The organism is Pseudomonas sp. NY15374 (assembly GCF_048068255.1).
GTDB classification, from domain to species: domain Bacteria; phylum Pseudomonadota; class Gammaproteobacteria; order Pseudomonadales; family Pseudomonadaceae; genus Aquipseudomonas; species Aquipseudomonas machongensis.
Window position 1 is genome coordinate 31,619 of record NZ_JBLUPZ010000010.1, and the last position, 22,668, is coordinate 54,286.

Below are 22,668 nucleotides of genomic sequence, written 5' to 3' on the forward strand. Positions count from 1 at the left end.
TCCGAAACGAAGTAAGCGGGCAGGATACCTGCGATCAGTGCGCAGGCAGATGCGAAAGATAACGTTGATAGGCTGTTTCGTAGGCCGCCTGCTGTGCGGGCCGGGGTGTGGTGCGGGTGCTTTCGTCGAGTTCGACGCAGCGCTGGCACAGGGCCTGCAGGCTGTCTCCTTCGCCGAGCTTTCGGCCCAGGCTCCAGGCGGCCTGGATGGCAGCACCCAGGGCGGCGGCTTCGGTCTGGCGCGGGCACACCACCGGCAGGCCGAGCAGGTCGGCGAGCGTCTGGCGCCACAGTGGGCTTTTCGCCGCGCCGCCGACCAGGCGGATCTCCTGCCCCTGCAGGCCACTGGCGCGCAACAGGTCGAGCCCGTAGCGCAGGCTGAAGCAGGTGCCTTCGAGCACCGCCCGGCAGAGGTTGGCGCGGGTCAGGTTGCTGCTGGTCATGCCGTGCAGACTGGCGCTGGCCTCGGGCAGTGCCGGCACGCGTTCACCATTGAAGAATGGCAGCAGCAACAGGCCGTCGGCGCCGACCGGGGCTTGTGCGGCGAGCTCGCTGAACGCCGACAGGTCAAGCTGCAACAGGTCTTGCACCAGGGCGCAGGCGCTGGTGAGGTTCATGGTGCAGATCAGCGGCAGCCATCCGCCGGATGAGCCGCAGAAGGTCGCGACTTCACCGTGGGGGCTGACGTGTGGCTCGTCGAGGTGTGCGGCAAGGGTGCCGGAGGTGCCCAGGCTGAGGGTGATCATGCCGGGATGGATGTTGCCGGTGCCGATGGCGCCGAGCATGTTGTCGCCCCCACCGCTGGCCACCCAGGCGCCAGTGTCCAGGCCCAGCGCCCGGGCTGCCGAGGGCTGCAGGGTGGCGATGCAGTCGCCGGGTTCGACCAGCTCGGGCAGTGCCGCCAGCAGGCGCTTGCCGGGCTCGATCAGCGCCAGCACATCGGCAGCCCAGGTGCGATTGCGCACATCGTAGTAGCCGGTGCCCGAGGCGTCGCCAGGTTCGCTGCAGGCACGGCCGGTGAGCCAATGGTTGAGGTAGTCGTGAGGCAGCAGCAGGTGTGCGGCGCGGGCGAACAGCGCGGGGTGATGGCGCTGGCTCCACAGCAGCTTTGACAGCGTATAGCCCGGCGCGACCACCAGCCCCAGGCGCTCCAGCGAGCCTGCGGCGCCGCCGAGGGCGGCCAGCAATTCGTCGTTTTCCGCGGTGGTCTCGGTGTCGCACCAGAGCTTGGCCGGGCGCAGCACTCGGCCCTGGTCGTCGAGCATCACCAGGCCGTGTTGCTGGCCAGACACGGCCAGTGCGCGGATGGCATGGCCGCTGACCCCGGCGTCGGTCAGGGCATTGGCTACCGCCGTGCGCAGGGCCTGCAGCCAGTCTGCCGGATCCTGTTCGCGGCGCCCGTGGTCGCCCTGCGGCGCCGCATGTGCCGCGCTGCCCAGCCCCAGTACACGGCCGCTGCCTGCGTCGAGCACCAGGGCCTTGGTGCCCTGGGTGCCGCAGTCGATGCCGAGGAACAGTCCGTCCATATCGCCGTGCTCCGTCTCAGTCGCCCAGTACCCGGCGCAGGGTTTCACTCACGCCGACTTCACGCAAGCTGTCGTACAGGCGCTCGAAGGCCTCGACAAAGGCCCGCGAGTTGGGGATCGCCGTGCCGAAGATCGCCTCGTCGCCCAGCACCCGGGCAGCCAGCCCTTCGCGCTGGACGACACGGGCCTGGCACTGTGCCGCGCGCGGATCGGGAATGCTGTAGACATTGCCCTTTTCATCCTTGCCGCCCAGGTACAGCGCCCAGGCTGCGACTACCAGCGCCACGCGCTCCAGTGGCTTGCCGTCGGCGATCAGGCGGTTGGCGGTGGGCACGATGAACTTGGGGAATTTTGACGAGCCGTCCGAGCACACCCGCTCCAGCTGGTCGGCGATGGCACGGTTGGAGAAGCGCTCGGTGAGGCTGTCCTTGTAGTGCGTCAGGTCGATGCCTGGCACCGGCGCCAGTTGCGGGGTGACGTCCTGGTCCATGAAGGTGCGCATGTAGCGGCGCAGCAGGTCGTCGGCGAGGGTCTCGTGGACGAAGCGATAACCCTGCAGGAAGCCCAGGTAGGTCAACGCCAGGTGGCTGCCGTTGAGCAGCTTGATCTTCATCTCTTCATAGGGCGTGACGTCGTCGGTGAACTGCACGCCGACCTTCTCCCAGGCCGGGCGACCGCTGACGAACTTGTCCTCCAGCACCCACTGCAGGAACGGCTCGCAGACCACCGGCCAGGCGTCCTCGACGCCATGGCGCTCGGCCAGTTGGCGGCGGTGTTCGTCGCTGGTCATGGGGGTGATGCGGTCGACCATGGCATTGGGGAAGCTGACGTGCCGATCGATCCACTGGGCCAGGTCGTGGTTGAGCAGGTGGGCGAAGGCCAGCAGTGCCTTGCGCGCCACGTCGCCGTTGTGGGGAAGGTTGTCGCAGGACATCACCGTGAACGCCGGGGTGCCGGCCTCGCGGCGACGGCGCAGGGCCTCGCAGAGAAAGCCGAATACGCTGTGCGGCTGGTCAGGCGTGGCCAGGTCGTGCTGGATCATCGGCAGGTTCTCGAGGAATTCGCCCGTGCTGTCGTCGATGCAGTAGCCGCCCTCGGTGATGGTCAGCGAGACGATGCGGATGGCCGGGTCGGCAAGTTTGTCGAGCAATGCCTGGCTGTCGCTTTCTGCCAGCAGCATGCCGCTGATGGCACCGATTACACGCACCTCGGTGTCGGGGTTTTCGCCCAGCTCGAACAGGGTGTAGAGGTGGTCCTGGCCAGCCAGGGCGTCGCGCATGGCGCGGTCTTCGCTGCGCAGGCCGGCGCCGCAGATCGCCCAGTCGAGGGCTTCGCCGCGGTTCATCAGGGCGTCGGTATAGGCGGCCTGGTGGGCACGATGGAAGCCGCCGACACCAATGTGCACGATGCCCTGGCGCAGTTGCGCCGGGTCATAGGCGGGGCGTGCGACCGCGGTCGCCAGCTTGTCGAGATTGCGCTGGTTGAGTTTCATCGAAAAATCCTTGAAGACGGCTCAGGCCGCCTGTTGCAGTCGTTTGTCCAGGGCCTTGCCGGTGCTGTCGAACAGATGGCAGTGCGCCGGATCGAAGCTCAGTTCCAGTTGCTCGCCGTACTCGGGCGCGAAGTCGCCGCGGACCCGCACGGTGAGCATCTCGCCGGAGGCGCTGCGCACGTGGCAGTAGCTGTCGCTGCCCAGGCGTTCGCTGACATCGGCGGTGACCTGCAGCGAGCCATGCTCGCCGTGACCGCTGCGGCTGATGCTCAGGTGCTCCGGGCGAATGCCCAGGGTGATCTGGCTGCCGGTGGCCAGTTCGCCTGCGCATAGCGGCAGGGCGATACGGGCGCCGCACTCGAGGGCGACCTCGCACTGGTTGCCCTGGCTGCGGCTCAGGTGCCCGCGCAGGAAGCCCATCTTCGGTGTGCCGAGAAAACCTGCGACGAACAGGTTTGCCGGATGGTGGTACAGCTCCAGCGGCGAGCCGACCTGCTCGATGCGACCGGCGTTGAGCACCACCACCTTGTCGGCCAGGGTCATCGCCTCGACCTGGTCGTGCGTCACGTAGATCATGGTCGCCGCCAGTTCCTTGTGCAGGCGCGAGAGCTCCAGGCGCATCTGCACGCGCAGGGCGGCGTCGAGGTTGGACAGCGGCTCGTCGAACAGGAAGATCTTCGGGTTACGCACGATCGCCCGGCCGATGGCCACCCGCTGGCGCTGGCCGCCAGAGAGCTGGCGCGGCTTGCGCTCGAGCATCGGTTGCAGCTCGAGAATGCGCGCGGCGTTGTCGACCTTGCTGGCGACCTCGGCCTTGGCCACGCCCGCCAGGTCCAGGGCGAACGACAGGTTCTTGCGCACGGTCATGTGCGGATACAGGGCGTAGGTCTGGAACACCATGGCCAGGTTGCGCTTGGCCGGAGCGGTGTCGGTGATGTCGACGCCATCGAGGGTGATGCTGCCGCTGCTGACCTCTTCGAGGCCGGCGATCAGGCGCAGCAAGGTCGACTTGCCACAGCCGGATGGCCCGACGAACACCACGAATTCACGGTCGTGCACGTCCAGGTCGATGCCCTTGATGATGGCGTGGCCATCAAAGCCTTTTTGCAGGTTGCGGATCTTCAGGTCAGCCATGTCGAGTTACCTGTGCAGTGGCCAGGAAAAAATGAGGTTTTGCAGAATCCTGTAGGAGCGGGCTCGCCCGCGAACACCGGCATAGCCGGTGCCATGCATCGCAGTGTTTGCTTCGCGGGCAAGCCCGCTCCTACAGAAATGGTGTAATTGGGGGTATTCATTTCACCGCTCCGAACGACAGCCCGCGCACCAGCTGCTTCTGGCTGATCCAGCCAAAGATCAGGATCGGTGCGCAGGCCAGGGTCGAGACGGCCGAGAGCTTGGCCCAGAACAGGCCTTCGGGGCTTGAGTAGGAGGCCACCAGCGCGGTCAGCGGTGCGGCGGCCGAAGAAGTAAGGTTGAGCGACCAGAACGCCTCGTTCCAACACAGGATCAGCGACAGCAGCACGGTCGAGGCGAGGCCGCCACGGGCGATCGGCAGCAGCACGCGCAAGATTTCCTGCCAGGTGCCGGCGCCGTCCAGGCGCGCCGCTTCGAGGATGTCGACGGGGATGTCCTTGAAGTAGGTGTACACCATCCACACCACGATCGGCAGGTTGATCAGGGTGTAGACGATGATCAGCGACAGCCGTGAATCGAGTAGGCCGAACTGCTTGGCCAGCAGATAGATCGGCATCAGCACCCCCACCGGCGGCAGCATCTTGGTCGACAGCATCCACAGCAGCGTCCGCTTGGTGTGGCGGGTTTCGAAGAACGCCATCGAGTAGGCCGCAGGCACTGCGATCAGCATGCACAGCAGGGTTGCGGAGAACGAGATCAGCACCGAGTTCCAGGCGTAGGCGAAGTAGTCGCTGCGCTCGTTGATGTGCAGGTAGTTCTCCAGCGTCGGGTGGAAGATGAACTGCGGCGGCGTGGCGAAGGCGTCGAGCTCGGTCTTGAAGCTGGTCAGCAGCATCCAGAGGATCGGGAAGAAGATCGCCAGGGCAATGCCCCAGCACAGCAGGCCGATCAGCGCATCGCGCAGGCGGCGGGTTTGCTTGAGTGTCAGCATGGCGGGCTCCTCAGCTGCGCTCGGTGAGGTTCTTGCCGATCATGCGCACCAGCACGATGGCGGCGATGTTGGCGATCAGCACGGCGATCAGGCCACCGGCCGACGCCATGCCGACGTCGAACTGCAGCAATGCCTGGTTGTAGATCAGGTAGGCGAGGTTGGTGGACTCGTAGCCCGGCCCGCCGCTGGTGGTGGTGAAGATCTCGGCGAACACCGACAGCAGGAAGATGGTCTCGATCATCACCACCACGGCGATCGGCCGCGCCAGGTGCGGCAGGGTGAGGTGCCAGAAGATCGCCAGCGGGCCGGCGCCGTCCAGGCGTGCGGCCTCCTTCTGTTCCTGGTCCAGCGACTGCATGGCGGTCATCAGGATCAGGATGGCGAACGGCAGCCATTGCCACGACACGATCAGGATTATCGACAACAGCGGATAGTGCGCCAGCCAGTCCACCGGCTGCGCGCCGAACAGGCGCCAGACCGCCGCGAGGATCCCGGACACCGGGTGGAAGATCAGGTTCTTCCACAGCAGCGCGCTGACCGTGGGCATGATGAAGAACGGCGAGATCAGCAGCACGCGCACCACGCCGCGGCCCCAGAACTCACCAGCCTCCAGCAATGCAGAGATGAGCACGCCGAGCACCACGCTGATCGCCAGCACGCTGCCGACCAGGGTCAGGGTATTCAGGGCGCCGGGCAGGAAGCCGGCATCGGTGACGAAGAAGCTGAAGTTCTCCAGGCCGACGAAGTCGTTCTCGCCGGGGTACAGCAGGTTGTAGCGGATCAGCGAGAAATACAGGGTCATGCCCAGGGGCACGATCATCCATAACAGCAGCAGCGCCACCGAAGGGCTGACCAGGAACCAGCCGGGGCCGACGCGGCGTTTGCCGGGGCGGGCGGGGGCGTGGGTCGGGGTGTCGAGGGCCGAGGTGTTCATGACGACTCCGTGTACGGCAGAAAGAGGCGAGCAGCCGGCCGCCGGCACACCGAGGGCGGCGTGCTGGCGGTCAGTGGCGGTCTACTTGGGGTAGCCGGCGCGTTTCATCTCGCGTTCGGTGGACGACTGGGCGGCAGCCAACGCCTGTTCAGGCTTCATCTGGCCGGTCAGGGCGGCGGAGAACAGCTTGCCAACCTGGGTACCGATGGCCTGGAACTCAGGAATGGTCACCAGCTGGATACCCACGTAGGGCACAGGCTTGAGGGTCGGATGGTTGGGGTCGACCTTCTTCAGTGACTCCAGCGTGACCTTGGCGAACGGTGCGGCCTGCAGGTAGGCCTCGCTGTAGGTGGAGGCACGGGTGCCTGGCGGCACGTTGGCCACGCCTTCCTTGTCGGCGACCAGCTGGCCATAGGCCTGGGAGGTGGCCCAGGTGCTGAAGGTCTTGGCCGCGTCCTTGGACTTGGAACTGGTGGGGATCGCCAGCGCCCAGGAATACAGCCAGGTCGCGCCCTTGTCGGTGACTTCCTTCGGCGCGAAGGTGAAGCCCACATCGTCCACGACCTTGCTCTGGCTCTTGTCGGTGACGAACGAGCCGGCGACGCTGGCGTCGACCCACATCGCGCACTTGCCGCTGTTGAACAGCGCCAGGTTCTCGTTGAAGCCATTGCTGGAGGCGCCGGGCGGGCCGTACTGCTTCATGGTGTCGACGTAGAAGTTCAGCGCCTTGGTCCACTCGCTGCCGGTGAACTCCGGCTGCCACTGCTCGTTGAACCAGCGGGCGCCGAAGGCATTGGCCAGGGTGCCGATGAGCGCCATGTTCTCACCCCAGCCGGCCTTGCCGCGCAGGCAGATGCCGTACTGGCCGGCTTCGGGTTTGTTGAGCTTGGCGGCAAATTCGCCCAGTTGGGTCCAGGTCGGTTGCTCGGGCATCTGCAGCCCGGCCTGCTGGAACAGGTCCTTGCGGTAGTAGGTGATCGAGGCTTCGGCATAGAAGGGCAGGGCGTAGAGCGTGCCCTTGACCGACAGGCCGTCGCGCACCGAAGGGAAGACATCGTCGAGCTGATAGTCGGCAGGCAGGTCCTTCATGGGCTCCAGCCAACCCTTGGCGCCCCACAGCGCGGCTTCGTACATGCCGATGGTGAGCACGTCGAACTGCCCGCCTTGGGTGGCGATATCGGTGGTCAGGCGTTGGCGCAGGACGTTCTCTTCGAGCACCACCCACTTGAGCTTGATGTCCGGGTGCTGTTCCTCGAACACCTTGGACAGCCGCTGCATGCGGATCATGTCGTTGTTGTTGACGGTGGCAATGGTCAGGGTTTCGGCAGCCTGGGCAAACACCGGCAGGCTCAGACAGGCAACGGCCACGCAGGCCTTGATCGAGTCGTTCATCGTTGAACTCCTCTTCCGGACCGCAGGGCGGCGCGGAAGTCACTATTGTTTTTTTTGTGTCGCTGGTTGCCGATTACACTCCTGCATCGCCAGCGCAACAAAGCCTCGACTGCACGCGGGCCGATACTTTTTTGCACTGGGGTATTTGCAGTGTGATGCACTGCTCAAACGTTTCAGGAAAGGTTCTGCTCGGTCAGGCGCTGGGTGACCAGGCTGCGGTAGCCCGACGGTGTCATGCCCTTGAGCTGCTGGAAACGCCGGTTGAAGTTGGACAGGTTGCTGAAGCCGGATTCGAAGCACACCTCGGTCACCGGCAGGTCGCTGCGCGCCAGCAGCTCGCAGGACTTGCTGATCCGCAGGCGATTGACGAACTCGACGAAGCCACGCCCGGCGGCCTGCTTGAAGAAGCGCGAAAAGTAGGTGGGAGTCATGCCAAGGTGTTCGGCGACCTCGTTCTGGGTGAGGTCCTGGGCGTAGTGCTGGAAGATGTAGTCCACCGCGCGGTTGATGCGGTCGACGTTGTGTTCATCGGCCAGCTGCGAGGAGGTGACGGTGGACAGCAGCTGGTAGTCCTCGCAGGCAGCCAGCTGTTCCATGAGGATAAAAAAGTATCCCAGGCGCGTCATGCCGGCACTTTGCGAGATGCGTTGCATCAGTTGCTGGCTCTCGGCGATCAGGCGCGGGTCGCGAAATTCGATGCCATAGCTGGCACGGGCCAGCAGTGGCGTCAGCTGGTTGAGCTCGGAGAACACCTGGCTGCCTTGCTCGAGCACTTCGTCGGTGAAGTTGACCAGCATGTCCCGGGTGTCGACCACCTCGTCGGCGGCCACCTGGCTGATCCAGTTGTGTGGCAGGTTTGGCCCTGTGAGAAACAGCGTGCCAGGGGCGAAGTTGCCGATGTAGTCGCCGATGAACACCTTGCCGGAGCTGGCGACGATCAGGTGCAGCTCGTATTCCTTGTGGAAGTGCCAACGCACCAGCGGGCTCGGGAAACCGTGCTGGCGGTAGATCAGCGAATGGCCTTCGTGGTCGTCCATCAGTTCATAGGACGGGTCCGTGATCTTGCTGGCTTTGGGCATGGTGAGTGCTTCGAGCAGGGGCGAATACAGCATCCTAGCCAAATTTTGCGTCCTGTAGGAGCGGGCTTGCCCGCGAAAGGGCCAGACCTGCCAACCACAGGCCCTCACCAATTCGGTAAACTCCCACCCCATGACCACCCTACGCTACTTGCAAGCCTACCCCCCGCACCTGCAGGAACAGGTCCGCCAGATGATCGCCAGCGATCGCCTGGGCGGTTACCTGCAGCAGCGCTACCCCGCGCGCCACGAGGTGCAGAGCGACAAGGCGCTGTACCTCTATGCCCAAGACCTGCGTCAGCAGTACCTGCGCAGCGCGCCGCCGCTGGACAAGGTGCTCTACGACAATCGCCTCGACCTCACCCACCGGGCTCTGGGCCTGAACACGGCGGTGTCGCGGGTGCAGGGTGGCAACCTCAAGGCCAAGAAGGAAATCCGCATCGCCTCGTTGTTCAAGGACGCGGCGCCGCAGTTTCTGCGCATGATCGTGGTGCACGAGCTGGCACACCTGCGTGAGCGCGACCACAACAAGGCGTTCTACCAGCTGTGCCAGCACATGGAGCCGGACTACCATCAACTGGAGTTCGACTTGCGTGTCTACCTGACCTGGCGCGAATTGCCAGGCAATGCATGAGGATCCCATCAGCATGGACGTGAGCAAGACCAAGAGCAGCTTCTATCGCCGTCTCTACGTGGCCTGGCTGATCGATAGTCAGACCGCCACCAGCGTGCCCGCGCTGATGGAAGCCACCGGCATGCCGCGGCGTACTGCCCAAGACACCATCGCCGCGCTCGCCGACCTGGATATCGTCTGCGAATTCGAGCAGCAGAGCGGCGCGCGCAACCACGCTGGCCACTACCGCATCCGTGAATGGGGTGCGATCGACAAGCAGTGGATCATCCAGCACCTGCGCACTATTCGCGAAGTGCTCGGCTATCCATGACCACCCTCCAGGACCCGTTCATGTCGTCCAGCCGCTTCAGCAACTACGCCGCCATGGCCGAGGGCATCGCAGCCCTGTTGTTCCCGCATGCCGAAGTGGTGGTGCACGACCTGGCCAGCCAGACGGTGGTGCATATCGCCAACAACATTTCCAAGCGCCAGCTCGGCGATGATTCCGGGCTCGACGACCTGCCCAGCCAGCTCGATGACAGCACCCGCCTGGGGCCGTATGAAAAGCTCAACTGGAACGGGCAGAAAATCCGTTCGATCAGCAGCGTGATGCGCGACGCCAGCGGCCAGCCCGAGGCGCTGATCTGCATCAACCTCAACGTTTCGATTCTCGAGCAGGCGCGCGATGCGCTGGAGGCGTTCTTCCAGGCCAGCCGCCTGTTGCCGCAACCGCAGGCATTGTTCCGCGACGACTGGCAGGAGCGCATCAACACCTTCCTGCATGCCTGGTTGCAGGCGCGTGGATTGAGCCTGGGCGGGCTGGACCGCGAGCAGAAGCGGCAGTTGGTCGAGGCGCTGCACGGGGAGGGCGCGTTCCGCGGCAAGAGCGCCCATGACTACGTGGCCAACGTGCTGGGGATGGGGCGGGCGACGGTATACAAGTATGTGAAGGCGTTGCGCGAAGGCTGAGGCCATCGCTGGCAAACGACAGGCTTTCAATGCCTGGAAAAATAGTCTACGGTAGAATTTAATTCTACATCGTAGCGTTTGCCCCTGCGCATCGCCCAAGGAGCCCCCATGACCATCCTGGACACCCTGCCCCACGCCATCCGCGAAGCCCATGAAGCCCTTCGTCCCCAGGTGGTGGTCACGCCGCTCAGCCACAGTCCGGGGCTCTCCCACCAGAGCGGATGCGATGTCCATCTCAAGTGCGAACACCTGCAGCGCACCGGTTCCTTCAAATTCCGCGGGGCCAGCAACAAGCTGCGCCTGCTCGACCCTACGCAGCGTCAGGCTGGCGTGATCACCGCCTCTTCCGGCAATCACGGGCAGGGCCTTGCACTGGCCGGGCAGTTGCTGGGTGTGCCGGTCACCGTGTACGTCAGCAGCAGCGCCTCGCCGCTGAAGATCCGGGCCATGCGCGGCCTGGGGGCCGAGGTTATCGAACTTGACAGTGACCCGCTGTCGGTCGAGCTTGAGGCGGCTCGCCAGGCCAAGCTGCAGGGCAAGCCTTTCGTCTCTCCCTACAACGACGCGCAGATCATCGCTGGCCAGGGCACCATCGGCATGGAGCTGTTCGAGCAGGCGCCGGACCTGGACGCGGTTTTCGTCGCTGTCGGTGGTGGTGGCTTGATCTCGGGCATTGGCGCTGCATTGCGCGCGCTTGCACCCTCGGTGCAGGTCATCGGCTGCTGGCCGGCCAACGCACCCACCCTGCAGCGCTCGTTGGAGGAGGGGCGGATCATCGAGATGCAAGAACTCGATACTCTGTCGGACGGCACGGCCGGCGGCGTCGAGCCCGGCGCCATCACCTTCCCCCTGTGCCAGCAGTTGCTGCATCGCACCGTGCTGGTCAGCGAGGCTGAGATCAGCGCAGCCATGCGCGACGTCGCAGCCCACGACCGCTGGATCATCGAAGGGGCGGCAGGGGTTGCCGTCGCAGGCATGCAGAAACTGGCTGGTGAGTTCCAGGGCAAGAAGGTCGCGGTGGTGCTGTGCGGGCGCAACATCGTGCTGGAGAAGTTCCTGGAGGCGATCCAATGAGGATCATCGACAAGGCGCAACTGGTCGAAATCCTCGACCGGGATTTGGCGGTACGCCTCATCGAAGAGGGTTTTATCGCCTTCTCCGCGGGCAAGGTCCATGTGCCACCGGTGCAGAATTTCGCCTTCACCGAACAAAACGGCGACTGCTGCGTGAAGTCCGCCTGGCTGCAGGGCAGCGATACCTTCACGGTGAAAGTCTCCACCGGTTTCTACGACAACCCGTCCAAGGGCCTGGAAAGCAACGATGGCTTGATGCTGGTGTTTTCGGCCAGAACCGGCCAACCGCTGGCGCTGCTCCAGGACCAAGGCTGGCTGACCTGCCTGCGCACTGCACTGGCCGGGCGTGTCGTCGCCCACCTGTTGGCGCCGCGCAAGGTACGGGCAATCGGTGTACTGGGCAGCGGAGTGCAGGCGCGGATGCAGCTCGAACAACTGCTACCGGTCACCGACTGCCGCCGTCTGATCGCCTGGGGCCGCGATGCCGGGCGGCTTGCGGACTATCGACGGTTCGCCGAAGGGCTGGGCTTCGAGGTACGCACCACTCATGAGGCCCGCGAGCTTGCCGAGTCCGCCAACCTGATCGTCTGTACCACGCCTTCGCGCGAGCCGCTGCTGCAGCGTGAATGGATACAGCCCGGCACCCATATCACCGCGGTGGGAGCCGATGGGCCGGGCAAGCAGGAGCTCGACCCGGCGCTGGTAGCTGCCGCCGATTGCATCGTGGTGGACGCTGTCGGGCAATGCAGCCGCTACGGCGAGGTGTCCCACGCCTTGGAGGCCGGGCTCATTGCACCTGGGGACCTGATCGAGATCGGCGCGTTGCTGGCTGGGCAGGCAAGTGGTCGTACGCAGGATGCCGCGATCACGTTGGCTGACCTGACCGGCGTGGCGGTGCAAGACGCGCAGATCGCGCGGTGTGCATTGATGTCCCTTGGGGCAAGCCGCCAAGGAGACCTGCTCGCAGAGTTCGGCCAAAATAGAGGCTAAATGACATCATCGTCCGCTGCCGTTGCCTGTCGCCTTTGTGTACTCTCCCGTCAGTGTGGGGCTCTCAACTGCGAAAGGAACTGAGCATGCGGCCACTGCTTTGCGTTCTGGGATTGACCGCAATGATGTTCACGGCGCTCGCGGCGGCGCAGCCACCGCTGCGCCTGGTGGCGGATAAATGGCCGCCGTTCTCCGACAGTGCCATGCCGGGCGGAGGCCTGGCCACCAGCATCGTCACTACGGCACTCACCCGCGCCGGGTACGCCAGCGAGTTCGAGGAAGTGCCCTGGGCGCGGGCGCTGCTGGGGATTGGCGAGGGGCGCTACGACGTGCTCATCAATGCCTGGTACAACGAATCGCGTACTCGCCTGGGCCAGTTCTCGGGGGCCTATCTGACCAACCGTATTCGCCTGCTCAAGCGCCAGCGCGAGGTACTTGGCTTCAAGCGACTGGCCGATCTTTATCCGTATAGCATCGCCGTGGTGCGTGACTACGCCTACTCACAAGCGTTCGATGGCGACAGCCGGCTGAACAAGGTGGCGGTGCGCAACTTCCCGTCGGCGATCCGCATGCTGGCGGCAGGGCGCGTAGACCTGGCGGTGGAGGACGAGTACGTGGCGCGCTACAACCTGCAGCGGGAGCCGCAGGAGGTGCGCGAGGCGGTGGATTTCGTCGAGCGGCCGCTGGGGGAGAACAGCCTGCATATCCTCGTCAGCCTTCAGCACCCTGAGCATCGGCAGATCGTCGAGCGTTTCGAGCGGGCGATTGCAGCGATGAAGGCTGATGGCAGCTATGCGCGGTTGTTGAAGCAGTATGGCTTGTGACCTGGGGTGTCGGTGCAGGCCCTATCGCGGGACGAGCCCGCTCCCACAGGTACAGTGCAGGCCTGAACATCTGGGAGCAACTGTCTTGCTCAAAATTTAGAGTTCAGCCCAATTCCTGTGGGAGCGGCCCTGTCACGCCCCGACTCGTCCCGCGGTAGGGCTGGTGCGGACAGCCGACTCAAGCCGGCTCCCCTTCCTTGATCAGATGCGCCGCCAATGTACGCAACGGCCCCAGTTGCCGGCAGATCAACGCCAACTGGGTCTGTACCAGTCGCTGATGCTCATCCAGCTCCTCGGGCATCTGCTCCAGCTGGTTGGCCAGCGCTTCTTCTTCATCGCTGTGAATGGCCACCGGCAGCCGCGCCGCCAGGCCATTGGCGATCTCGTCGAGACTGCGCGCCAGGCTGCTGCCGACGCCATCGATCAACTGCTCGTGTACTTCGGCAGGCAACGCCGTGTCCCGGTGTGCACCCAGCCCTGACAGGTAGCTGAGCAAGGTGTGCGACAGCACCAGGAAGCGGAAGCCGACATCGGCCTCCTTGCGGAAGTGCCCCGGCTCCATGAGCATGTTCGACAGCGTGGTAGACAACGCCGCGTCGGCATTATGGGCGTTGCGCCGGGCCAGGCGGTAGGCGAGGTCGTCGCGCTTGCCGTTGGCGTACTGCTGCATGATCTGGCGCAGGTACAGGCTGGCGCAGGTCAGGGTGTTGGCCAGCACCTTGTTCAGGCGCCGCCCCTGCCAGTCGGGCAGGAACAGGAATACCGCGAGGATCGCGATCAGGGCGCCCACCAGGGTGTCGAACAGGCGCGGCAGGAACAGCCCGTAGCCATCGCCGATCTGGTTGAAGCAGAACAGCACCATCAGCGTGATCGCCGCCGTGGCCAGGGTGTAGCGTGTGGTGCGGTTGACGAAGAACACCACGCCAGCGACCACCGCGAACAGCGACTGGACGATCGGGTTGGGGAACAGGTCGAACAGCGCCCAGCCAACCGTCAGGCCGATGGCGGTACCGAAGATCCGCTGCACCAGCTTGCGCCGCGTCGCGCCATAGTTGGGCTGGCAGACGAACAGGGTGGTGAGGATGATCCAGTAGCCTTGCGTGGGATGGATCAGGTGCACCATGCCATAGCCGATCGACAGCGCCAGCGGCAGGCGCAGGGCATGGCGGAACAGCAGCGAAGTGGGCGTGAGCTGGGTGCGCAGGCGTTTCCATACCTCCTTGAACGTGCGCGGCGAACGGTCGAGCAGGCTGCTGTCGCTGGCGTCGGCGAGGCTGTCGGGGTTGCTGGCCGCGCCGAGCAAGCGGTCCAGCGTGGCCAGGTTCACCGCCAGTGCCCGCAGCGAGCGCAGCAGGCTGCGCCAGGCCGGGTTGTTCTGGGTGCGCAGATGCTCCAGCGAGGCGTTCAGGTCTTCCAGCGCCTCGGGGTAGCCGCTGGCGAGCACGAACGGCTGGCGCAGGCGGATCGAACGGGCCAGTTCCTGGCAGGACGAACCCTGTTTGCGCAGCAGGCGCTGGCAGCGGAACATCACATCGCTGTGGAAGAACGCCTCGCTCAGGGCGTTGTAGGGGTAGTGCGAGGCGCTGACGCGCTCGTGGATGTCCTGGGCCAGGAAGTACAGCTTCAGGTAGCGACTGACCTTGGAGCTGGGCTGGCTGTTGCCGACCCTGTGCAGGATGATTTCCTTGGCGGCATTGAGCGCGGCCACCACCTTGCCGTTCTGCTTGGCCAGCTCCAGGCGCGTGGCCTCCACGTCGAGGGTGCGCACCGGTTCGAACAGACTGGCCTTGAGCTTGAGGTAGCTGCCCAGCTCGTAGAACAGCTTGGCCAGGCTCTGCTGCACCGGCTGATTGGAGAACAGCGCCTGCCAGAGTACCGAGAGCGCCCCGTACCACGCGGCACCAGCCACCAGCAGCAGCGGCTCGTGCCAGAAGTCAGTGACCACGCCGCCGCGCTGGTCAACGCCGATCATGGTGTACACCGACAGGATCAGCGTCGCCGAGGCGATGGCGCCATAGCGTTCGCCAAGGGCACCGAGCATGGTCAGGCCAAAGGCTGCCAGGGCCAGGGAGCCGGCGAAGATCCAGGGGTAGGGGAAGAGCAGCTCGACCGACAGCGCGGCGATGGCGAAACACACCAGCGTGACGGCCAGCGCACTGAGACGGCCCTGCCAGCCGTCGTCGGTCTCGGCCAGGGCGCTGGCAATGATGCCGAGGAACAACGGGATGAGCAGGCTCATCTCGTTCTGGTACCAGCACCAGGCCATGGTGCCGGTCAGGGCGATGGTCACCCGGATGGCATAGCTGAACTTGTCTTGGCCCCACAAGCGACGCAATGAATGGCGGAACGAGCTCGATGACATAGTGGCCTTGGGCTGTGAGCGAATGGGTGTCCTTACATGGCCGTGGAGCGGCGGGGCGCCCATCGCGGGACGAGCCCGCTCCTACAGGCACCCCGCTGTCCAGGAAAACAGCGGGGTGCCTGTAGGAGCGGGCTCGTCCCGCGATGGGCTGCGCAGCAGCCCCAAAAAAACCGGCACTCGGCACAGACCAGCAAGAAGCGTTCCGTGCTGAAAGGATTCTACTCTAAACGAACTGCGCCGCTGCGTTGGCAGAAGCCCACGCCCACTGGAAATTGAACCCGCCCAGGTGGCCGCTGACGTCCAGCACCTCGCCGATGAAGAACAATCCCGGGCTCTTGAGCGATTCCATGGTCTTGGACGACACCTCGCGGGTGTCGACGCCGCCCAGGGTCACTTCCGCGGTACGGTAGCCCTCGGTACCTGCCGGCACCAGTTGCCAAGCCGCGAGCTGCCCGGCGATCTGGGTCAATTCTGCCGGGGTGTACTGCTTCAGGGGTTTCGAAACGAACCACTGCTCGGCCAGCAGGGTCGCCAGCTTGCGGGTGAACACCTCGCCCAGCACGGTCTTCAGCTCGCTGTTGGGGCGTTCGGCCTGCACGGCTTGCAGCCATTCCAGCGCATCACGGTCGGGCAACAGGTTGATCTCCAGCGTGTCGCCCGCTTCCCAGTACGAGGAAATCTGCAGGATCGCCGGGCCGCTCAGGCCGCGATGGGTGAACAGCAGGTTTTCGCGAAAACTGGTGCCGTTGCAACTGGCGATGCAGTCCAGCGACGTGCCGGAGAGCTCCGTGCACAATGCCTTGAGCTGGGGCTCGGTAATGGTGAACGGCACCAGCGCGGCGCGGGTCGGCAGCAGGGCGTGGCCGAACTGGCGGGCGACTTGGTAGCCGAAGCCGGTTGCGCCCAGCGTCGGGATCGACAGACCGCCGGTCGCGATCACCAGCGACTGGCAGGCAAATGCTCCGGCACTGGTCTGCAGGCGATAACCGCTGTCGGTCTTCTCGATCTGCTCGATGCTGGTATTCATCCGCAGCTCGGCGCCGGCGTCGTCGCATTCGGCCAGGAGCATGTCGAGGATGTCGCTGGACTTGTTGTCGCAGAACAGCTGGCCGAGCTTCTTCTCGTGGTACGGCACGCCGTGCTTGGCGACCAGTTCGATGAAGTCCCACTGGGTGTAGCGCGCCAGCGCCGACTTGCAGAAGTGCGGGTTCTGCGAGAGGAAATTGGCGGGCTCGGTGTACATGTTGGTGAAGTTGCAGCGCCCGCCGCCGGACATGAGGATTTTCTTGCCCGGTTTGTTGGCATGGTCGAGCAGCAGCACGCGGCGGCCGCGGCGCGCGCTGAGCTGGGCGCACATCAGGCCGGCGGCGCCGGCGCCGAGGATGATCACGTCGGTGGAGTGCACGGTGTTACCTCATGGATTGCCGGGGCCGCTTCGCGGTCCATCGCAGGCAAGCCAGCTCCCACAGGATCCCTAGAGCCTAGGCCGGGTGCATTCCCTGTGGGAGCTGGCTTGCCTGCGATGGGCTGCAAAGCAGCCGCAAAATAGTTCAGACGATACGGACCTTCAGGGCGCGCCCTTTGATCTTGCCGCTGTTCAGTCGCTGCATCGCCTGCTTGGCCACGGCCCGCTCGACCGCCACGAAGGCCACGAAATCGAAAATCGCGATCTTGCCCACCTGCTTGCCCGGCAGCCCGGCATCGCCGGTCAGGGCGCCGAGGATATCGCCCGGACGCAGCTTGTCCTTGCGCCCGGCGGCGATGCACAGGGTGGTCATGGTCGGCAGCAGTGGTTCACCGCCCTTGCTCTTCAGGCTGTCCAACTGCTCCCAGCGCAGCGGGCGCTTCTGCAGGTCTTCGATGGCCTGGGCGCGGTGGCCTTCGGCCGGGGCCACCAGGCTGATCGCCACGCCTTTCTCGCCGGCGCGGCCGGTACGCCCGACGCGGTGCACATGGATCTCGGCATCGCGCGCCAGTTCCACGTTGATCACAAGGTCCAGGCCGTCGATATCCAGGCCGCGGGCGGCGACATCGGTGGCCACCAGCACCGAGCTGCTGCGGTTGGCGAACATCGTCAGCACCTGGTCGCGGTCACGCTGTTCCAGGTCACCGTGCAGGGCCTGGGCGACGATGCCCTTGGCGGTGAGGTGGGTGACCAGGTCCTCGCACTGCTGCTTGGTGAAGCAGAACGCCACGCACGACTGCGGGCGGTAGTGGCCCAGTACGCGGGTAACCGCCTCCAGGCGCTGCTGCGGGTCGATCTCGATGAAACGCTGCTCGATCTGGTTGTCGCTGTGCTGGCTCTCGACCGTGACCTGCTGCGGCTTGCGCATGAAGTCGGCGGCCAGTTGCGCGATGCCGGCCGGGTAGGTGGCCGAGAACAGCAGGGTCTGGCGGCGCGATGGGGTCTTGCCGATGATTGCGGCGATGGCGTCGAAGAAGCCCATGTCGAGCATGCGGTCGGCTTCGTCGAGTACCAGAGTGTTGAGCCCCTTCAGGTCCAGGGTGCCCTTGTCCAGGTGCTGCTGGATGCGGCCCGGGGTGCCGACGATGATGTGCGCACCGTGCTCCAGCGAGGCGATCTGCGGGCCCAGGGAGACGCCGCCGCAGAGGGTGAGGATCTTGATGTTGTCTTCGGCGCGGGCCAGGCGGCGCAGCTCCTTGGCGACCTGGTCGGCCAGTTCCCGCGTCGGGCACAGCACCAGCGCCTGGCAGCCGAAGAAGCGCGGGTTGATCGGATTGAGCAGGCCGATGCCGAAGGCGGCGGTCTTGCCGCTGCCGGTCTTGGCCTGGGCGATCAGGTCCTGGCCCTTGAGGATGACCGGCAGGCTCTGGGCCTGGATCGGGGTCATCGAGGCATAGCCCAGGGCGTCCAGGTTGGCCAGCATGGCGGCGGACAGCGGCAGGGAGGCGAAAGCGGTGGATTCGGTGGTCACGAGGCGGGCCTGCGGTGCGAAGCGAAAAATGCCGCACAGTCTACCAGCCTCATGGCCATTCGCCCTACGTTTCCACGTGTTCTTCCGGACGACGGGCACGCCTTCCGTCCGTCGGCGACAGTTGCAGGAAGATCGCCGCGGCCAGCATCGCCATCAGGCCGATGGTCAGGAAGGTCAACTGGAACGCGCCCAGCGTGGTTTCCACTCCCTCTGCGCTCCCCGAGGCGGTAAAGCCGCCGAGCAGCGCACCGGCGCAGGCCACGCCCAGGCTCAGGGACAGTTGCGCGACCACCGACAGCAAGCTGTTGCCGCTGCTGGCGCTGGCGTCGTCGAGGTCGATCAGCGTCACCGTGTTCATCGCGGTGAACTGCAGCGAGTTCACCGCGCCCAGCAAGCCCAACTGCATCAGCAGCAGCCAATAGGGCGTCTGCTCGTCGACCAGTCCCAGGCTGGCCAGCAGTACCCCCAGCAACAGCGTGTTGCCGGTGAGGATGATGCGATAGCCGAGGCGCTCGATCAGTGGCCGCGCCACCGACTTGGCGATCATCGCCGCGGCGGCCAGCGGGATCATGCTCATGCCGGCCTGGGCCGGCGAATAGCCCAGCGCCACCTGCAGCAGCAGCGGCACCAGGAAGGGCAGGGCGCCGCTGCCCAGGCGGGCGAACAGGTTGCCGAGGATGCCGATGGCAAAGGTACGCACGCGGAACAGGCTGGGCGAGAACAGCGGCTCCGGGTCACGCCCGGCGCGCAGCCAGTAGGCGGCAAGGCAGGCCATGCCGGCGAACAGCAGCAACATCACCCGCAGGTGTGGCAGGTGCAACTCGCCCAGGCCCTCCATGGCGATGGTGATCAGCACCATCGCGGCGCCGAACAGGATGAATCCGGGTCCATCGAAGGTGGTGCGTTCGCTGCCGCGCAGGTCGGGGATGAACTTCCATACCGCGTAGCACCCCAGCGCGCCGACCGGCAGGTTGAGCAGGAAGATCCAGTGCCAACTGAGGATTTCCACCAGCCAGCCGCCGACAGTTGGGCCCAGCAGCGGGCCCAGCAGGCCGGGGATGGTGATGAAGCTCATGATCCGCACCAGCTCCGAGCGTGGGTAGGCGCGCAGCACCACCAATCGCCCGACCGGCAGCATCAGGGCACCGCCCAGGCCCTGGATGACGCGGGCGATGATCAGAAAGCCCAGGCTGTTGGCCGCCGCGCACAGCAGCGAACCCAGGCTGAACAGCAGGATGGCGCCGAAGAAGATGTGCTTGGTGCCGAAGCGGTCGGCGATCCAGCCCGAAGCCGGAATCAGCAGGGCCACGGTGAGCATGTAGGCGATGATCACGCCCTGCATGCGCAGCGGGTCTTCTGCCAGCGAGCGGGCCATGGCCGGCAGCGCGGTGTTGAGGATGGTGCCGTCGAGCGACTGCATGAAGAAGGCGATGGCCACCACCCAGGGGATCCAGCGGGCGGTGGTAGGGTCGAGCGGGGCGCGTTCGGGCATGGCCTCTATCCTGAAAAGTGCGCAGTTCCCTGTGGAAGCGTCTAAACGGCGCTCCCACAGGGGCGTGGCGTTACAGTGTCAGCGTCAATCCTCTGACCAACGCCCCGGGCAGATGACTCGATCCGGTTTGCCGCTGCCCATAGGTGCTGGTCGACAGGATCAGCTCGCGTTCGCGCGTCAGGTCTTCCAGCTGAGGGCCCAGCAGATTGTAGAGACTGTCGTCGAAGCGCATGGTGCTGACCGGGCCCTGGATCTGGCCGTCTTCCACCCAGAACGTGGCGAAGCGGGTCAGGCCGGTCATGCGCGCTGCCGGCAGGTCTGAATAGTTCAGGTACCAGAGGTTGCTGATGTAAAGCCCGGTGCCCAGGCGTGCCAGGATATCCGCCGACGCCAGCTCCCCAGGTGCCAGGCTCAGGGCGCACGGTGCCTCATAGCTGTCGGCGCCGTTGCCCTGCAGGGCGAACTCTGCCGCGCTGCGAGGGCTGACCAGGCGCGCGCTGCCCCGGCCTTCTACGATCAGCGCTACGTCCTCGCGGGGCGAGCCCTCGCTGGAGAACGACGGGCTCAGCGAACCGCTGACCTGCTCCGAGAAGCCAACCCGTGGATCGAGCTGGGCATCACCGGTGTACAGACGTTGCAGTGGGCTGTTGCCGGTGGCCAGGGCCTGGGCCGAGAAGCCTCCCCAGCCGAGCATGCCCGCGATCTCGTCCATTGCCGCTGGCGCCAGGTAGGCGCGGTAGCGGCCAGGCTTGAGGGTGATCGTCGGGCGCCCCAGGTACTCAAGCTGTTCGCGGGCCAGTTGCAGGCGTGCACTGAAGGCCTCGCCGCTCCAGACCTGGCCCGCATAGTTGGCCTTCACCGCCTGGCCGTTGCTGTGGAACAGGCTCCAGTCGAAATTGAAGCTGTTGGCCTGGTGCCAGCCGAAGGCCCCGAACGAGCTGGCGAAACCCCGGCAGATCGGGCCGGCGGCGTAGATGCCGACCAGATCGAGGTTGCCTGCCTGCTGCTCGACCAGTGCCAGTACTTCAGTGAAGTCGGGCAGCGCCGGTTCTTGCACGCTGTGGCTGTGCCAAGCGCTTTCGTCGAGTTTCAGGTAGGGGTCGAGCGGCAGCAGCGGCAAGGTCTGGCGCAGTTGCGCCAGGGCATCTTGCAGGCGCTGGCGATCCAGTTGCGCATCGTCACCGAGAGTGAACTGCTGTTCGGCCTGACGCCCGTCACGCACCAGACGCAACAGTGCGCTGGCCTGGGCCACTTCGCCGGCCTGGCGCACCTTGGCATGGTTGAAACGCACGAAGCGCGACTGCTCGGCGCTGTAGCCGAGGGTGAACTGCTCGCCGGGGTGCAGCGCCTCGCGGAGGGCACTGACCAATGCCTCGAAGCGTTCTTGATAGGGGGTGCTCATCAGGCGTCTCCTCCGAATACGTCGATCTGGCGGAACACGCAGGCCGGCGAGGCATGGCCGACCCGGATGACCTGGTTGGGCTCGCCCTTGCCGCAGTTGGGTGTGCCAAGCACCTGGAAGGTGCTGCTATCGCCCACTGCCGACAGGTTGCGCCAGAACTGCGCGGAGATGCCGCGATAATTGGGGTTCTTGACGACACCCTTGAGCTCGCCGTGTTCGATCAGTTGGCCCCATTCGCAGCCGAACTGGAACTTGTTGCGCGCATCGTCGATGGACCAGGAGCGATTGGTGCGCATCAGGATGCCGTGCTCGATCCCACCGATGAGTTGTTCGAGCGACTGGTCGCCCGGCTCGATGTTGAGGTTGGCCATGCGGTCGATCGGGGCGCGGTTCCAGCCACAGGCGCGGCTGTTGGCCACGCCGTCGAGCCCCGAGCGGAACTGCGACAGAGCGCCGCCCAGCGGGCGCAGCAGCTTGCCCTCGCGAATCAGGAACTGCTTGCTGGCCGCGGTGCCGTCGTCGTCGAAGCTGTAGCTGGCCAGCTCCTCGTCGATGGTAGGGTCGAAGGTCACGTTCAGCAGGGGCGAGCCGTATTGCAACTGCCCGAAATCGCTGGGCTTGACGAAGCTGGTGCCCGCGTAATTGCGCTCGTCGCCAAGAATACGGTCCATCTCCAGCGGATGGCCGATGGACTCGTGGATCTGCAGCATCATCTGATCGGGCATCAGCAGCAGGTCGCGCGCACCGCTCGGGGTGTTGGGCGCCAGCAGCAGTTGCAGGGCTTCGTCGGCGATACGCCGGGCGGCGCCGACCAGGCCGCAGCGCTGGACGACTTCGAAGCCACCCTGCTGACCAAAGTTCTCCCGGCCCAGGCTGCGGCTCTGGCTGTCGCGCCCATCGCTGGCGGTGACGCCAAGGCCCGGAAAGATGAAGCGCTGCGCGTTGCGCAGCTCGGCGCCGGCCGAGTTCAGGTAAGTCTGCTCGACCAGGGTGATGCCCAGGCTCGCCTGCCAGTCCACCAGACGTTCGTCCTTGGGCACACTGGCCGATTCAGTGGCGAGCAGCTCGAGGCAATCTGCAAGGTTTGGCAGCGATTGGTCGAAGTTGGGCGAGATATGGTCGTGGCGCGTGTTCGGCACTGGTTGGTCGCGCAGGTCGAGCAGGTGGTGGCCGGTGATCTGCCGGGCCAGGGCCTCGGCGTGTTCCAAGGCGCGTTGCAGGCCGCTCTGCGACAGGTCGGCGGTGGCGGCGTAGGCCTCGACGCCGTTCAGGCGCACGGTGAGCATAGCGCCTTCGTCCTGGCTGAAGAATGGCGGTTCGGCGACGTTGCGCCGCACCGACAGCGATTGATGCGATTGCTTCACGTGGCGAAGCGAGAACAGTTCGGCCGTGCTGCGCAGCGCTGCGAAGCGCTGGCGCAGCAGGGCGCTGGAATCGAACATGCGGGAACCTCCGGTTCGCGG

At 65.4% G+C, this 22,668-nt stretch carries 19 protein-coding genes; 6 read left to right on the top strand and 13 right to left on the bottom strand.

Features of this window, described 5'->3' with window-relative positions:
• Positions 1–34: 34 nt before the first annotated feature.
• From xylB to ACNFHO_RS20095, 7 genes are all read right to left on the bottom strand, one after another.
• Positions 35–1,525: a xylulokinase gene (gene xylB, locus ACNFHO_RS20065; RefSeq protein WP_416767148.1), complete on the bottom strand. Its 1,491-nt coding sequence runs from the start codon at positions 1,523–1,525 to the stop codon at positions 35–37.
• A 16-nt stretch (positions 1,526–1,541) separates the two neighbouring features.
• Positions 1,542–3,017 carry a mannitol dehydrogenase family protein gene (locus ACNFHO_RS20070; RefSeq protein WP_416767149.1) on the bottom strand — a complete coding sequence of 492 codons (1,476 nt, stop codon included), beginning with the start codon at positions 3,015–3,017 and terminating at the stop codon, positions 1,542–1,544.
• Positions 3,018–3,038: 21 nt separating this feature from the next.
• The gene (locus ACNFHO_RS20075; RefSeq protein WP_054895464.1) at positions 3,039–4,151 is read right to left on the bottom strand and encodes an ABC transporter ATP-binding protein; all 1,113 of its coding nucleotides are present in this window, start codon (positions 4,149–4,151) and stop codon (positions 3,039–3,041) included.
• Positions 4,152–4,308: 157 nt separating this feature from the next.
• Complete coding sequence (locus ACNFHO_RS20080; RefSeq protein ID WP_416767150.1) at positions 4,309–5,142, bottom strand: carbohydrate ABC transporter permease; 834 nt, start codon at positions 5,140–5,142, stop codon at positions 4,309–4,311.
• A gap of 10 nt (positions 5,143–5,152) precedes the next feature.
• Positions 5,153–6,076 carry a carbohydrate ABC transporter permease gene (locus ACNFHO_RS20085; RefSeq protein ID WP_416767151.1) on the bottom strand — a complete coding sequence of 308 codons (924 nt, stop codon included), beginning with the start codon at positions 6,074–6,076 and terminating at the stop codon, positions 5,153–5,155.
• A gap of 81 nt (positions 6,077–6,157) precedes the next feature.
• Positions 6,158–7,468, bottom strand: coding sequence for an ABC transporter substrate-binding protein (locus tag ACNFHO_RS20090; RefSeq protein WP_125931255.1), 1,311 nt, complete (start codon positions 7,466–7,468; stop codon positions 6,158–6,160).
• 173 nt (positions 7,469–7,641) lie between these two features.
• A complete protein-coding gene (locus ACNFHO_RS20095) occupies positions 7,642–8,547 on the bottom strand; it encodes an AraC family transcriptional regulator (RefSeq protein WP_054895474.1) in 906 nt (301 codons plus the stop codon).
• Positions 8,548–8,677: 130 nt separating this feature from the next.
• On the opposite strand from ACNFHO_RS20095, the gene ACNFHO_RS20100 reads away from it, so the two are divergent.
• The 6 genes from ACNFHO_RS20100 to ACNFHO_RS20125 all read left to right on the top strand — a co-directional run bounded on the left by ACNFHO_RS20100 (position 8,678) and on the right by ACNFHO_RS20125 (position 13,013).
• The gene (locus tag ACNFHO_RS20100; protein WP_054895460.1) at positions 8,678–9,178 is read left to right on the top strand and encodes a M48 family metallopeptidase; all 501 of its coding nucleotides are present in this window, start codon (positions 8,678–8,680) and stop codon (positions 9,176–9,178) included.
• Positions 9,179–9,191: 13 nt separating this feature from the next.
• Positions 9,192–9,488: a winged helix-turn-helix domain-containing protein gene (locus ACNFHO_RS20105; protein ID WP_054895459.1), complete on the top strand. Its 297-nt coding sequence runs from the start codon at positions 9,192–9,194 to the stop codon at positions 9,486–9,488.
• Positions 9,485–10,126, top strand: coding sequence for a helix-turn-helix transcriptional regulator (locus ACNFHO_RS20110; RefSeq protein WP_231100279.1), 642 nt, complete (start codon positions 9,485–9,487; stop codon positions 10,124–10,126). Before ACNFHO_RS20105 ends, ACNFHO_RS20110 begins: the two co-directional genes overlap by 4 nt.
• Before the next feature lie 108 nt (positions 10,127–10,234).
• Entirely contained in the window at positions 10,235–11,200 is a 966-nt protein-coding gene (locus tag ACNFHO_RS20115) for a threonine/serine dehydratase (RefSeq protein WP_416767152.1), read from the top strand.
• Positions 11,197–12,189 (top strand): ornithine cyclodeaminase family protein, encoded by a 993-nt coding sequence (locus tag ACNFHO_RS20120; protein ID WP_416767153.1) that lies wholly within the window; start codon positions 11,197–11,199, stop codon positions 12,187–12,189. The genes ACNFHO_RS20115 and ACNFHO_RS20120 overlap by 4 nt, the downstream gene beginning before the upstream one ends.
• Before the next feature lie 86 nt (positions 12,190–12,275).
• Complete coding sequence (locus tag ACNFHO_RS20125) at positions 12,276–13,013, top strand: substrate-binding periplasmic protein (RefSeq protein WP_054893129.1); 738 nt, start codon at positions 12,276–12,278, stop codon at positions 13,011–13,013.
• A gap of 178 nt (positions 13,014–13,191) precedes the next feature.
• Here the strand turns inward: ACNFHO_RS20125 and yccS are convergent, their stop codons facing one another.
• From yccS to ACNFHO_RS20155, 6 genes are all read right to left on the bottom strand, one after another.
• The gene (yccS, locus tag ACNFHO_RS20130; RefSeq protein ID WP_054893130.1) at positions 13,192–15,375 is read right to left on the bottom strand and encodes a YccS family putative transporter; all 2,184 of its coding nucleotides are present in this window, start codon (positions 15,373–15,375) and stop codon (positions 13,192–13,194) included.
• A 223-nt stretch (positions 15,376–15,598) separates the two neighbouring features.
• Entirely contained in the window at positions 15,599–16,780 is a 1,182-nt protein-coding gene (locus ACNFHO_RS20135; RefSeq protein ID WP_416767154.1) for an NAD(P)/FAD-dependent oxidoreductase, read from the bottom strand.
• 145 nt (positions 16,781–16,925) lie between these two features.
• Entirely contained in the window at positions 16,926–18,263 is a 1,338-nt protein-coding gene (dbpA, locus tag ACNFHO_RS20140) for an ATP-dependent RNA helicase DbpA (RefSeq protein ID WP_253782014.1), read from the bottom strand.
• Between the two features lie 112 nt (positions 18,264–18,375).
• The gene (mdtD, locus tag ACNFHO_RS20145; protein WP_054893133.1) at positions 18,376–19,803 is read right to left on the bottom strand and encodes a multidrug transporter subunit MdtD; all 1,428 of its coding nucleotides are present in this window, start codon (positions 19,801–19,803) and stop codon (positions 18,376–18,378) included.
• Between the two features lie 70 nt (positions 19,804–19,873).
• A complete protein-coding gene (locus ACNFHO_RS20150; RefSeq protein ID WP_125931261.1) occupies positions 19,874–21,205 on the bottom strand; it encodes a TldD/PmbA family protein in 1,332 nt (443 codons plus the stop codon).
• Positions 21,205–22,647, bottom strand: a complete 1,443-nt coding sequence (locus ACNFHO_RS20155; protein WP_416767155.1) for a TldD/PmbA family protein — start codon at positions 22,645–22,647, stop codon at positions 21,205–21,207. The genes ACNFHO_RS20150 and ACNFHO_RS20155 overlap by 1 nt, the downstream gene beginning before the upstream one ends.
• Positions 22,648–22,668 lie beyond the last annotated feature (21 nt).